At 39.6% G+C, this 14,168-nt stretch carries 12 protein-coding genes; 10 read left to right on the forward strand and 2 right to left on the reverse strand.

The features are described 5' to 3' along the window. Positions 1 to 60: 60 nt before the first annotated feature. On the forward strand, positions 61 to 1,455 hold the full coding sequence (locus HII17_RS05200) for a DEAD/DEAH box helicase (protein ID WP_169074305.1): 1,395 nt from the start codon (positions 61 to 63) through the stop codon (positions 1,453 to 1,455). Between the two features lie 38 nt (positions 1,456 to 1,493). On the opposite strand, the gene cobA is transcribed toward HII17_RS05200, so the two are convergent. After that, positions 1,494 to 2,294 carry a uroporphyrinogen-III C-methyltransferase gene (gene cobA / locus HII17_RS05205; protein WP_169074306.1) on the reverse strand — a complete coding sequence of 267 codons (801 nt, stop codon included), beginning with the start codon at positions 2,292 to 2,294 and terminating at the stop codon, positions 1,494 to 1,496. 219 nt (positions 2,295 to 2,513) lie between these two features. On the opposite strand from cobA, the gene HII17_RS05210 reads away from it, so the two are divergent. The 5 genes from HII17_RS05210 (at position 2,514) to HII17_RS05230 (ending at position 9,673) form a co-directional block, all read left to right on the forward strand. Next, positions 2,514 to 3,911: a M28 family peptidase gene (locus HII17_RS05210; RefSeq protein ID WP_169074307.1), complete on the forward strand. Its 1,398-nt coding sequence runs from the start codon at positions 2,514 to 2,516 to the stop codon at positions 3,909 to 3,911. Continuing rightward, a complete protein-coding gene (locus HII17_RS05215; protein WP_169074308.1) occupies positions 3,911 to 5,233 on the forward strand; it encodes a M24 family metallopeptidase in 1,323 nt (440 codons plus the stop codon). The genes HII17_RS05210 and HII17_RS05215 overlap by 1 nt, the downstream gene beginning before the upstream one ends. Positions 5,234 to 5,356: 123 nt before the next feature. Then, positions 5,357 to 6,085 (forward strand): cupredoxin domain-containing protein, encoded by a 729-nt coding sequence (locus HII17_RS05220; RefSeq protein ID WP_169074309.1) that lies wholly within the window; start codon positions 5,357 to 5,359, stop codon positions 6,083 to 6,085. 75 nt (positions 6,086 to 6,160) lie between these two features. Then, positions 6,161 to 8,434: a bifunctional diguanylate cyclase/phosphodiesterase gene (locus HII17_RS05225; protein WP_169074310.1), complete on the forward strand. Its 2,274-nt coding sequence runs from the start codon at positions 6,161 to 6,163 to the stop codon at positions 8,432 to 8,434. Continuing rightward, complete coding sequence (locus HII17_RS05230) at positions 8,435 to 9,673, forward strand: outer membrane beta-barrel protein (protein ID WP_169074311.1); 1,239 nt, start codon at positions 8,435 to 8,437, stop codon at positions 9,671 to 9,673. Between the two features lie 107 nt (positions 9,674 to 9,780). Here the strand turns inward: HII17_RS05230 and suhB are convergent, their stop codons facing one another. After that, positions 9,781 to 10,584, reverse strand: a complete 804-nt coding sequence (gene suhB / locus HII17_RS05235; RefSeq protein WP_169074312.1) for an inositol-1-monophosphatase — start codon at positions 10,582 to 10,584, stop codon at positions 9,781 to 9,783. A 477-nt stretch (positions 10,585 to 11,061) separates the two neighbouring features. Here suhB and trmJ point away from each other — a divergent pair, with 477 nt between their 5' ends. From trmJ to iscR, 4 genes are all read left to right on the forward strand, one after another. Next, positions 11,062 to 11,829, forward strand: coding sequence for a tRNA (cytosine(32)/uridine(32)-2'-O)-methyltransferase TrmJ (trmJ, locus tag HII17_RS05240; protein ID WP_169074313.1), 768 nt, complete (start codon positions 11,062 to 11,064; stop codon positions 11,827 to 11,829). A gap of 19 nt (positions 11,830 to 11,848) precedes the next feature. Further along, on the forward strand, positions 11,849 to 12,658 hold the full coding sequence (gene cysE / locus HII17_RS05245) for a serine O-acetyltransferase (protein ID WP_169074314.1): 810 nt from the start codon (positions 11,849 to 11,851) through the stop codon (positions 12,656 to 12,658). Positions 12,659 to 12,698: 40 nt separating this feature from the next. Then, positions 12,699 to 13,460, forward strand: a complete 762-nt coding sequence (locus HII17_RS05250; protein ID WP_169074315.1) for a substrate-binding periplasmic protein — start codon at positions 12,699 to 12,701, stop codon at positions 13,458 to 13,460. Positions 13,461 to 13,637: 177 nt separating this feature from the next. Then, the gene (iscR, locus tag HII17_RS05255) at positions 13,638 to 14,141 is read left to right on the forward strand and encodes a Fe-S cluster assembly transcriptional regulator IscR (protein WP_169074316.1); all 504 of its coding nucleotides are present in this window, start codon (positions 13,638 to 13,640) and stop codon (positions 14,139 to 14,141) included. Positions 14,142 to 14,168: the final 27 nt, after the last annotated feature.

The following is a 14,168-nucleotide window of genomic DNA, read 5'->3' on the forward strand; positions in this document are numbered from 1 at the left end:
GTAAACTCCGCGTTTTTATATTCTATGCTTGTTAAAAGCGTCTAACTGTAAAGGCAATTCATGTTATTTTCCGACCTTGGGCTTGCGCCGCAACTATTAAAAGCAATCGAAGAACAAGGATACAGTTCGCCTTCACCGATACAAGAACAAGCAATTCCTGCCGTACTTAAAGGTAGAGACGTGATGGCCGCAGCTCAAACGGGGACAGGTAAGACTGCTGGTTTCACTTTGCCTATTTTGCAACAGTTGAGCGATAGTAAAAAAAGGGCATCTAGCAATTGCATTAAAACGCTAATTTTAACGCCAACACGTGAACTTGCTGCACAAGTAGCTAAAAGTGTTGAGGTGTATAGCCAGCATCTAGATATTTCTAGTGACGTAGTATTTGGTGGTGTGAAGATAAACCCACAAATGATGCGTTTACGAAAAGGCGTCGATATTTTAGTAGCGACCCCTGGTCGTCTATTAGATTTGTACCAACAAAATGCCCTTAAGTTTAATGAAATAGAAATGCTGGTATTAGATGAAGCTGATCGCATGTTGGATATGGGCTTTATTCGCGACATCAAGAAAATATTGGCTTTGCTGCCTAAAAAACGTCAGAACCTTTTGTTTTCAGCAACGTTTTCTCCAGAAATTCGCGAATTAGCCAAAGACTTGGTACATAAACCCATCGAAATATCGGTTAATCCTGAAAACTCTACAGCTTCAACTATAGAACATTGGTTGGTTGCAGTTGATAAGCGAAAAAAATCCGCCCTACTTAACAAATTGATTGTTGATAATAGCTGGCAACAGGTACTGGTGTTTGCCAGAACTAAACATGGTGCCAACCGTTTAACTCGATATTTAGAAGCAGAAGGGCATAAAGCCGCAGCGATTCATGGTAATAAAAGCCAAAGTGCACGTACCAAAGCACTAGCTCAGTTTAAAGATAAGACTATTCATATACTTGTTGCTACTGATATTGCGGCACGTGGTATAGATATCAGCCAATTGCCTATAGTGGTAAATTTTGATCTGCCAAATGTACAAGAAGACTATGTTCATCGGATTGGCCGAACTGGCCGCGCGGGTGTTGATGGCCAGGCTATCTCTTTAGTTTGTGCAGATGAATACAAACAGTTAGTTGATATCGAGTATATAATTCAACAGCATATTCCGCGTAAAGAAGTGGAAGGTTTTATTCCTGCCAATCCGCTTGAGCCTTCTCGTTCAATAAGGCCTTTAAAGGCGAAAAAACCTAAGAAGCCGAAAAAACAAAAAGAACATCAAGACGGCCAGCGTTCAGGTGAAAACGCTCGAGGTCATAAGCCGAAAAGTAAAAACCCTCGTCATCAGTCGAATAAGAGCAACCGCACAGATAAGTCTGGCAATGTGCCACGCAAAGGGCGCGGTGGGAAACCTAGTAGCAATAACAGCAATAACAATAGGCGTCGACCAGCGAATAAGTAGTATTTTCGTTTGCCAAGTCTATAGCTGCCTGTTGCAAGCTATTTGCTTGGCTTCAAGTAACCTAAATTCGCTACAACGGCTTGGTCGAATGTGTCTACTACATCGCCAATAATAATTAAGCTGGGCGGCTTAATATTATGCTCAGCCACAAGGCATTCAACGTTTTTTAATGTGCCACTCACTTGCTTTTGCAAAGGTGTAGTACCACGTTCAATAATTGCGATTGGTGTATCTAGGGAGCGGCCAGCATTGGCTAATTGTTCTACGATGATATTTAAGTTTTTTACACCCATATAAAACACAACTGTTTGCTGTTTATCACCTAAAATTTCCCACGGTAAATCTAACGTTCCATTCTCTTGAATATGACCAGTAATTAACGTGCAAGCTCTCGACACCTGTCGATGAGTTAGCGGAATACCGACATATGCCGCACACGATGAAGCAGCAGTCATACCAGGTACTATGTGGCATGCAACACCTCGGCTTAGCGCATAAAGTGCTTCTTCACCGCCGCGACCGAAAACAAAGGGGTCGCCCCCTTTCAGCCTGAGCACTCTCTTGCCTAATTTCGCTTGTTCAACAATGATTTGATTAATACCCTGCTGTGGTACTTTGTGTTCGGCTTGTTTTTTCCCTACATAAATTTTTTCACAATTGCTTGGTAGCAGTGCAAGAATTTCATCACTAACTAAACGGTCGTAGATGGCTACTTGAGCTTGGCCAATAAACCGATAAGCTTGCAGGGTAAGTAAGTCAGGATCGCCAGGCCCTGCACCGACTAGTGCAACTTCACCAGACATAAATTGCTGTTTATTTGGGTTTAAGGTAATAGACATGTGAGACTCTGTTTTCTAGGAAGTAATGCAAATACGATATATTAGCAGTTTATATAATTGAATTGATAACTTAAGGTGGTTTTATATAGCTAATAGGAATAAATCTGTTGGCTACCTTGATAATTGGTAAATTGGTCTAAAACAACTATTGTTGATTTATTACTCTGTGGTAGTTTTTTGAGACTACAACTATTTATAACAACAATAAGCTTGAATCCTATGATTGCCAAACCAAAAATTCATTTACTCCCTCAAACGCTATTGCCAATTGCTATGCTAGCCTCTGCATCTGTATTTGCTATGCAGGTGCCACCAAGCGAACAACCAGTTTTACGTGATATCCAGCAACAAGTAAGTGCCGATAGGCTCAAAACTGATGTGACTAAGCTAGTAAGCTTTGGAACGCGACACACGCTTTCAGAAACAAAGTCAGATACTCAGGGGATTGGAGCCGCTAGGCGTTGGATAAAAGCTGAATTTGAAAAAATTTCAAAACAATGTGGTGGTTGTTTGGAAGTTGTTTACCAAAAGCAAACATTTTCAGGTGAAAAGCGAATACCAAATCCAACTGAAGTCGTAAATGTCGTCGCAATCCAGCGTGGCAGTATAGATCCTAATCGTTATATCGTAATGAGTGGTGATATTGATTCAAGGGTTTCAGATCCGCTCAATTTCACCAGTGATTCGCCTGGTGCCAACGATAATGCTTCAGGTGTGGCCGGTGTTATTGAAGCAGCTCGCGTGTTATCAAAGCATAAGTTTGATGGAACTTTAGTTTATGCAGCTCTTTCAGGAGAAGAGCAAGGGCTATTCGGCGGTAAAATAATGGCAGAGATAGCCAAAAAAGAAAATTGGCGAGTAGAAGCTGTTATTAATAATGACATGATCGGCAATATTTCAGGAATTAATGGGGTCATAAATAATACAACCGCTCGTGTATTCTCTGAAGGTGTTAGGTATGTTGAAACGGCTGAAGAGGCAAGAAAACGAAGATTTACGGGTGGCGAAGTAGATTCGCCGTCGCGTAATGTCGCTCGTTATATTGATAAAATTGCCGATGATTATATTCCGAACTTGGATGTCATGATGGTTTATCGTCTTGATCGTTTTGGTCGAGGGGGTCACCACCGACCGTTTAACGAAGTCGGTTTCCCTGCGGTTCGTATTATGGAAACCAATGAACATTATGACAGGCAACATCAAGACTTGCGCATCGAAAACGGTCGGGAATATGGCGACATACTTGCTGGCGTTGATTTTGATTTTAATGCCAAGCTGACGTCGTTAAATGCAGTGACAATGGCCTCGATGGCATGGGCACCTGCACCACCTGCAAATGTTAAAATTGCTGGGGCCGTAAAGCCATCAACAACACTAAGCTGGGAGAAAGCCCAAGGCGAGATGGCTAAAAACTTAGCGGGTTATCGTGTACATTGGCGTTTGACTACAGATGCTACATGGACCAAAAGTCAGTTCGTTGGAAATATCTCTGAATTCGAACTAAAAAATATCGTCATTGATAATTACTTCTTTGGTGTAAGTAGCGTATCTAAAGATGGTTTTGAGTCACCAGTTGTTTTTCCTGGCCCTGCTGGCTCTTTCGGTGGCTATAAATAATGAAGCATGTTTCATATTTCCTACTTATCTGTTGTATAGGGTTGCCTGCTATAGCTGATGACTGGCAGCCGCTCCCTTTAAGAGAGCGAGCAATACTCATTGATCAAATAATGGAAAAACGCATTGAGCACTTAATGCCCAGTATTATGGAGCAAACAAAACTCGATATGTGGATCTTAATTAGTCGAGAGTATAACGAAGATCCCGTGCTTAAAACCTTACTTCCAAGTACTTGGCTATCAGCAAGAAGACGAACAATATTGGTCATAGTCAATGATGAACAACAGGGTATTAAAACCTATGCAGTGGCGCCGTATAAAGTAGGGAACCAATTTGTTAAGTCGTGGGATAAAAAGCAGCAACCTAATCAATGGCGTGCCCTAACGGCTCTTATCGATAAATACCAACCGTCAACAATTGGCCTGAATGAATCTAAACACTGGGCACATGCTGATGGTTTAGTGGCGACAGATAAAAAGGAATTTTTACACCACTTACCCGATAAATATAAGTCTCGTTTAGTGTCGGCAGAATCCGCGGCAGTGAGTTGGTTAGAACAGCGTATACCTGAAGAAATCACGATATATAAACCATTGGTTGCGAAAGCACACCGCATTATTGCCGAAGCCTTTTCAAGTAAAGTTATAACGCCAGGAGTTACCACCACTGATGACGTGGTGTGGTGGTTACGAGAACAAGTGATTAATTTGAAATTGAATACTTGGTTTCATCCATCTGTTTCTCTTCAGCGAAGTAACGCTGTCAAATTCGATCATGAAAATAGTTTTACTAATGGTTATGGTAATCAGGTTATTCAACAAGGTGATTTGTTGCACGTTGACTTCGGCCTAAGTTATTTGCGTTTACATACTGATACTCAGCAACACGCTTATGTGCTAAAAGATGGTGAGAGCGATGCTCCCTTATACCTTAAAAAGGCATTCGCAATGGGCAATCAATTACAGGACATTTTTACCAAAGAGTTTAAAGTTGGTAGAACGGGTAATGAAGTGCTTGAAATATCTCGACAAAAAGCAATTGACGCAAACTTAAAACCAACCATTTACACCCATCCTTTGGGTTACCATGGTCATGCGGCTGGTACCACATTAGGGATGTGGGATAAACAAGATGGTGTTAAAGGTAGTGGTGACTACCCATTGCATATTAATACGGCATACTCGATAGAATTAAATAATGCAGTTACGATTCCTGAATGGAAAAAGGAAGTTCGTATTATGCTTGAAGAAGACGCCTTTTTTGACAAAAGCGGTGTTTGGTACTTATCGGGTCGACAAGAAGAATTACTATTAATTAAGTAGTGCGCGTTAAAAAGTGAATTAATTTGTAATTAATTCATGGTCTCTCCTTTCTACTAAGATAACAGTAGCTAGGAGCCATTTACGGATAACTTAATTATTTATCTAGTGTGGACTTAATCAGTAATGACAAATCAGTTTGAAGAAACAATGTACATTGATGAAATCAGTATTAACAATAAGCGAGTTAGCTTTATTACTAAATGTGTTGCACTTTTAGGCACATTTTTATCAACCTCGAGTTATTGCGTTAATGCAAGTGAGCTGACATTAAACGTGGTTACCCCTAGCGGTAGTCCTGCAACCGATATTGTTTCTTTTATTCGTCCAACTAAGGGTATTAATGGTTTACCTTTGAATGATGTTCCTTTGTACATCGGTCAACAGGATAAGAAATTCGCACCGTACATTACTGTTATGCAAAAAGGGCAGTCAATCAATTTTGTAAATCATGACGATATAACTCATCATATTTACTCGGTTTCCGGTGAAAACCGATTCGAATTTAAAATAAAAGCCGGTGGCGAGATCACCACTCAACCTCTACAAAGTGCAGAAGAAGTTGCTATGGGATGTAACATTCATGATTGGATGAGTGGATATGTGTTGGTTGTAGATACACCTTACTTTGGCAAGACCAATGAAGATGGGCAGATAACCTTTGATTTGCCTGAAACTGGTGAATACGAACTTTCTTTATGGCACCCGCAACTTGATGTTACTAATAATCGTATCAAACAGCTCTTGAACGTTACACAAGCTAATGTAAATATTAGTATTTCGCTTCCTCAAAACTTATTGCCTATTCCTGAGCAAGTTGGGCAAGAAGATTTTGACTTTTTAGATGAGTATTAAACCCCTGTGAATTTTATCAAAGTGCGAAGTTTACAAAGTAAAATATTGATACTCTTTATTTTTTTACTATTTGTTGTGCAATTAGTCTCTTTTTTTTCAACGTATCGTGCCAATGAAAAATTAGAGTCGGCGCAGCTCAATAATCGCATCAGCAATGCTATAGATGTATTTCAAACTCAAATCAATAACCGTCGATATTATTTGTCGGCATTTGCTGAGACTGCTGCAAAAGATTATGGACTTAAATCGGTGCTAGATGAAGACAATAAAAGCTTCCTCGTTGCACTTAATAATCACAGAAAGCGAATCAACAGTAATTTAGCAATGGCTGTTGATAATGATGGTTTAGTCTTTGCTCAGCTTGTCACATACCAAAATGATGATGGCCAAGAAAAAGTCAAAATAGGGGCAGGTCAAGGCTCTACTTTTGCTATTAATAGCGACCTTTTTACAGACGAAAACGCACAAATTGTCATGCTTAACGAAAACTTGTACCAATTAAGCCTTGCACCTATTAAAAGTGGGGCTCGAATTATTGGGTGGATTGGTTTTGGTTATCTAATTGACGTCGAACTGGCCTCAGAACTTGCTACGCTGACAGATGTAAACATCGCTTTTGCTATAAAAAATGAAGAGAGTTTTAATGTTCTCGCAAGCTCCGTTGAACAGCAATACCCCAATAATAGTCCTATATTTTCAGGCATTATAGCAAATACTGAAGCTCGATATATCTATCACGAAGCGACGCTTGGACCTATGGGTGATAAAGAGTTGGTGGCGCTTCTATTTAAATCTAAAGTCGATATTCTTGAAGTTGCCGGAGTTGATTGGTTGCGTCTTACATTGCTAATTGTCATTACTGTTGCTCTGTCTGTTACGGGCGCACTTGCAATAGCAAGAAGTATTACAAAACCAATTACGCAATTAGTGAGTCAAGTTAAAGCGATTACAAGAGGGAGTTACGATGGCAATGTAACCGTTGATGGTAGTGCGGAGCTTGAACAGTTATCTGATGAATTTAACCATATGACTAAGGCGATTATTTCTCGAGAAGAAACTATTAGCTTTCAGGCTTTTCACGATCCCCTTAGTCATATGCCAAATCGAAACGCGTTGATTAATGCATTAAATGAACACGAGAAACATAAGCGAGACTTTTTAGTACTGCAAATTTGTTTTTTAGATGCAGACAAAATAACCGACACATTAGGCTACAAAGTAGGTGATGATGTTGTTAAGCAAGTTGCTCATATATTACAAAATTCAACATTACCTGTTGTTTGCTTCCATTTAGGCCGAGAAAATTTTGTGGTAATGGCTGATGAAGAAACAGTCCAACCGATAGCAGAAAAATTACTTAATGAACTTAATATTCAATGCGAGTTTGACAATATTAGTCTTAACTTACAATTTGTTATGGGGGTTGCTATTTCGTCTTTGCATAGAGGAAGTAGTGGTGCAGAGTTATTACAAAAGAGTAACGTAGCCTTACAACACGCTAAGAAAAATAAGAAAGTTTATCAAGTATATGACCCTCAATTCGATATTAATGCGCTAGAACGACTATTTTTAACTAATAGCCTGAAACAGGCGATAGAAGAAAACGAGCTCGTATTATTTTATCAGCCTAAGTTGTGCTTGAAGACTATGACTATCTCACATGTCGAAGCGCTTGTTCGTTGGCAGCATCCAGAAAAGGGCCTAATTCCGCCAGATTCATTTATTAGTATTGCAGAAAAAACGGGTCAAATGGATGCATTGACGCGTTGGGTTACAAAAGCTGCGGTAGCACAATATGTCTCTTGGTTAGAGCAAGGTATCGATATCAATATAGCGATTAATATATCTGCTCAAAACATTTTGGATAAAGACTATCCTAATTTTGTCATTGCGCTAAAAGAGCAGCATCAGCTACGCGACAACGCCATTACACTTGAAGTTACTGAAGATGCTGTAGTGGCTGATCCAGAAAAAGCGACTGAAATTCTCTGCTTTTTATATGCTCACGGATTTAAAATCTCAATAGATGATTACGGCACAGGCTATTCATCTCTTGCTCAGTTAAAACAGCTACAAGTACAAGAATTAAAAATTGACCGCTCTTTTGTTCAACATTTAGCTACAAATGAAAACGATCAAATCATCGTTCGTTCGACATTAGAATTGGCACATAACCTGGGGTTAAGTGTGGTAGCAGAAGGGATCGAAGACGATACTGCTTTGCAGTGGTTAAAAGCTCAAGGGTGTGAATTGGCGCAAGGTTATTTTATTAGTAAGCCATTGCCTGCGGAAACACTGGATTTATGGATGAAAAATACGCCATACCATATAAATAAGATCGAGGTTTAAATGGTTAAGCTTGTTGTAGGCGGAGCGTTAATATTTTTTAGTTCTATAACATTTGCTGTGGAAACGTCTCTTAAAGGAATTCTAGATGTACACGCTTACCATGTGAACAACACTAGCGACGCATACAGTTACTTGAAAGGCGATTATGGAAAATTTCGTTTTGATACGGGTACTGGTTTTGCGCTCGCCCAATTAGGTATTCGATATGAACTTGAGTGGCAAAATAACTTTTCTGCCACGATAGTAGGTAATGCATTTGCAGATCGAGGCAATAACGAGATTGGTATTACTGAAGCATTTGTTCGATATAAAGGTTTGCCAAGCCAAAATGGCTGGCGCTTCCAATCAAAGTTAGGCGTCTTTTATCCAAGTATTAGTTTGGAAAATGTCGCAACGGCTTGGTCCACTCCCTATACATTGACATCAAGCAGCTTGAATAATTGGATCGGTGAAGAGCTTCGTCATACGGGCGTGAACTTTTCGATAGAAAAGCTCGGAAAAGCGTCTAAATCTTCTCATTCTTTTTCAGCAGATTTATCACTATTTCAAAACAATGATACTGCAGGCACCATGCTTACCTGGCATGGCTGGACAATGGGCAGTAGACAAGCTTTATTACATGAAAAACTGGTTGTTCAAGATTTTCCTGCACGCGATAACCTACTGGCAGAACAAGCTGCAAAATCAGACCCTTTTATTGAGATAGATCACCGTTGGGGTGCTCATATAGCAACATCATGGCGGATAGAAAATAAACTTAAACTAAACCTTGGTTACTACGATAATATGGCTGAAGAAGGGTTAGTGGAACATGGTCAATATACCTGGGCGACCGATTTTATCCATGCTGGCTTGAAATATAAATTGACTAAGCAATGGGAGCTGATCAGCCAGTATATGAAAGGTGATACGGCAATGAAATCATTGACTGGCATTGATGTAGTAAAAGCAGAATATGACAATATGTTTTTGATGATGAGATATCAACGCTTAGCGCATCACGTAGCAATGAGGTTTGAGCATTTTAATGTTGACGACCAAGATGAAACGATAGGTGATAACAATAATGAGAATGGCAATGGTGTCACCTTATCTTATCGTTATCAGTTATCGAAAAAACAATTCATACTTTCGGAATTTAACTGGCTACGTTCAGAGCGTCCTTCAAGATCATACGAATTGCAGCCTGTAGATCTCGTTGAGCGCCAATACCAATTAGCTTATCGTCTCTATTTTTGATGTTCAGAGAGTTGATATAAAGTAGAAATTAAGACGTGAAAAAAAAGCCGCAAATAGCGGCTTTTTTATGTTCTTTACTTTTTTATGTTCTTTAATTGAAGAAGCTATTATTTAGCTAAAGCATCGCCTAAATAAGGACGAATGTCTTTCAAAATTTCTTTTAGGACCTTTGTGCTACCAGCAACAATATTGCCCGATTTAGCATGGTTATGACCACCAACAAAGTCAGTCACTAGGCCACCAGCTTCTACTACAAGCAATTCACCAGCAGCTGTATCCCAAGGTTTTAAACCTATTTCAAAGAAACCATCTACGCGGCCAGCGGCTAAGTAGGCTAAGTCTAATGCCGCAGAACCTGCTCTGCGCATATCTGAAGTTTTAGTAAATAGTGTCTTGAACATGTTTAAATAAGCGTCAGTGTGCTGCTTATGTTTGAACGGGAAGCCAGTTGCTAGTACAGAACCATTTAGTTCTTTAGCACTTTTAACACGAATACGGAAACCATTAAGTTGTGCGCCTTTACCGCGACTAGCAGTAAACAGCTCACCACGAATCGGGTCATAAATAACAGCTTGATCTAATTTGCCTTTAACTTTCAATGCGATTGAAACAGCAAAATGAGGAATGCCTTTTACAAAGTTTGTAGTGCCATCAAGAGGGTCGATGATCCATTGGTAGTCTTGGTCTTTACCATTAATAACGCCACATTCTTCACCTATGATGTTGTGATCAGGGTAAGCTTTTTGAATTGCGTCTACGATAACTTGTTCTGCTTGTTTATCAATATTGGTAACAAAATCATTGATACCTTTTGATTCAACTTCTACTTTATCTTGCTGCTCAAATGAGCGAGCAATCACGTTTCCAGCCGAACGCGCAGCGCGTACAGCGATATTAAGCATTGGATGCATATAACTACCTATAACTTGTAAAACAGCATGTGAAAGAACTAAGCTTGGCAAGCACACTCGTTGCCAACGCGGCGCGCATTCTAACAGCTTAAAATATTAAAAACCATCTTAATCGGTGATTAATTGTACAAATTTTCACCTAGCTTTGAAAAATATCCATATAATCATCAACTAAGTCTTTATAGTTCTATTCAGAACCCCCCTTATATCGATAGCACCTTTTCTCCGATGTGCAGCCAATCAGCAGAAATCGTATAACATTTAACATTTTCTGTAACATCCAATTGCGCGAGTATTACGAAATACGATCGTGAGTAGTTATGAATAAAGCCTTTAGATTTATTGAATTAGAACAAAAAATACTAATTCATAATGAATCAAAATAGCGGCGTTTAATTATTAAAGGCAAAATACAGCATTAAACTAGTTTTCAATTGTGTTAATATACAGCCATTTTTAGCCATCTAGATAGTTATAATGACTAACGAATCAACACAAAAATCGCCTAACTTGGCGAACGTAAAAATTGTCCTAGTTAATACGTCGGATTGCCGTAATATCGGTTCCGCCGCTAGAGCAATGAAGACTATGGGATTAAGCGAGCTTGTACTGGTTGATCCAATTGAAATGCCTAATGGCCAAGCACAAGCCTTAGCAGCCGGAGCAACTGATGTATTGGCCAATGCTAAGGTTGTTAATACTTTAGAAGAAGCAATCACAGATTGTGGTTTAGTGGTTGGTACTAGTGCTCGTTCTCGCACTTTACCTTGGCCAATGTTAGAGCCTCGAAGTTGTGGTGAAAAGCTTATTGAAGAAGTGACAGACTACCCAGTAGCACTGGTTTTTGGTCGTGAAAGTAGCGGCTTAACTAACGAAGAGTTGCAGTTGTGTCATTTTCATGTGCAAATTCCGGCTAACCCGGAATATAGCTCACTAAACTTGGCAATGGCGGTTCAAACATTAAGTTATGAAGTGCGTATGGCTTATTTGGCTGCTCAAAATAGTCAATTTAAAGCTAAAGAAGATGAAGAAGAGTACCCAGTTGTTGATGAAACGGAACGTATGTTTCAGCATTTTGAAGATGCATTGAAAGCAACTGGTTTTATTGTGCCAAGCCATCCAGGGCTAGTGATGACTAAATTACGTCGTTTTATTAATCGTGCTAGACCGGACACAAAAGAAGTTAAAATGTGGCGTGGCATACTGTCGTCAGTTGAGAAATCAGCAAAACGAAACGCTGATTAAGAAATAAATAGGAATATATATGTTTAGCCGAATCAAAGAAGATATTAACAGTGTCTTTGATCGAGATCCTGCAGCAAGAAACTGGTTTGAAGTTTTAACGAACTACCCTGGAATGCATGCTATTTGGATCCATCGGTTAAGTAATAAACTCTGGCGAAACAACTGGAAATTAATTGCCAGATTGATTTCTACTTTTTCTCGTTGGTTAACGGGTGTTGAAATCCACCCTGGAGCAACATTAGGTCGTCGTTTCTTCATTGATCATGGAATGGGTATTGTTATTGGTGAAACGGCGGAGATTGGTGATGATGTCACTCTATATCATGGGGTAACGCTTGGTGGAACAAGCTGGAGTGCTGGCAAACGTCACCCAACGCTGGAAGATAACGTGGTTATTGGTGCTGGTGCACAAGTTTTGGGGCCTATTACTGTTGGCAAAGGCGGTAAGGTCGGCTCTAACTCGGTAGTTGTTAAAGATGTACCAGAAAATGCAACAGCTGTAGGTATCCCTGGAAAAATTGTAAATCCAAATGGAAAGTCTAATGGCAATGGAAAACGTGACGCTGTCGCCAAAAAATATGGCTTTGACGCTTATGCGGTTTCAGAAGATAACCCAGATCCTGTTGCTAAAGCGATAGGTCGCTTGTTAGATCATATTCACCTAATGGATAATAAAGTGACTGACCTTTGCAAAGAAGTGAATCATCTTGGCGGCAATGTTTGCGATGCGGAATTACCAGAACTAAGTGTTGGCGAATTCGTAGAAGATGAAAAAAAGGCCGCGGAGCGCAGAATGAAAGAAGTTGAATCTTTTGATCCTAATATTTAATTGCTAGGATTAATGTAAATATCTGCAATAGTTGAGCCTAGTGAAATTAAAATTTGCCACTCTTTTTCTGATGCTTTTTTCGGTAAGTGTCCTTGCTACTGAAAAGCTCGTTATTGCAGGCGATAATTTTCCTCCTTATCTAGATAGAACAGCTGCTAATTATGGTTGGGCTTGGCACATTGCTCGATTAGCACTAGAGCAAAGTCAGATAAATCACCAATTCGAGTTTGCACCTTGGGCGCGTGTCCTGGAATCTGCTGCTCAAGGGAAAAGGTGGCAAGCTGTTTTTCCTGCTTATTATTCTGCAGAGCGTGCTAAGCACTTTTATTACTCTGAACCAGTGATATCTACCCAGCTGGGTTTGTTTAAGTTAAGGAAAAATAAGGACATCATATTTAATGATGACTTTTCCAGCCTCGACGGCTATACGATTGGTAACTGCCGAAATTGTGCTGTGCGGGAAGATTTTGATGCTAGCACCACGATAGATAAAGTAGTGACCAACAACCTTGAATCAGGTATACGAATGTTGCTAGCTGGTAGAATAGATTTATTAGTGGGTAATTACCATGTTAGTCAGGCTAAAATAGTGGAGCTACTGAAAGAAGATACTAGCTATAGTTTGACGATTGAAGATATTGAATTCATGTTGCCTGTTATTCAAGAAAAACCACTTTATTTAGCTATTTCGAAGCAAGTAAAGGGGCATAAAGAGTTAATTAAACGCTTTAATAAGTCGCTAAAAAGTGTGAAAACTCAGGCCGAAGTACTGCAAATATATCAATTGAATGAGCCTCATTAAATCGAGTATAATACACGTCCTTCGTGATGCTAACCTATTACTTGATTAAAATAGTCAAGTATTCCTTGACTCAAATTCCAATAATTAGATAAAATACCTGAGTAGTTTGGTCGGGTATTTATTTGACTAATTTACTAGGATATATATAATTGCGCAGCGAATTAACTAGGGCACATTATGAAATTAACTTCCAAAGGGCGTTATGCCGTTACAGCTATGCTAGATGTTGCAATTCATGCGGCTTCTGGACCTGTGCCTCTAGCTGATATCTCAGAAAGACAAGGGATTTCTCTTTCTTACCTTGAACAATTATTCTCTAAATTACGTAAACATGGCTTAGTCAGCAGTGTCCGAGGACCTGGCGGTGGTTACCGTTTAGGCATGTGCTCAGCGCAAATTGCGGTTGCTGATGTTATTAGTGCTGTAGATGAAAGCGTAGATGCCACTAAGTGTATGGGAAAAGGTAATTGTCAAGGTGGTCACCAGTGTTTAACTCATAACCTGTGGGCTGATTTAAGTAATAGGATTGAAGAGTTTTTGAAAAACATCACTTTGTCTGAGCTCGTTGAACAAAGAGATGTTAAATCGGTTTCAGAGCGTCAAGACGGTCAGCAACTTGCTGCCGCTGATAATAGCCTTGAAACCTTGATTGCAACTAGAAATATAGTACACGACTGGTAGTCGCCAGTTAGTGTTTAAAGTTTGGAG

The sequence above is a fragment of the Thalassotalea algicola genome, assembly GCF_012932965.1.
Taxonomy (GTDB): Bacteria; Pseudomonadota; Gammaproteobacteria; order Enterobacterales; family Alteromonadaceae; genus Thalassotalea_F; species Thalassotalea_F algicola.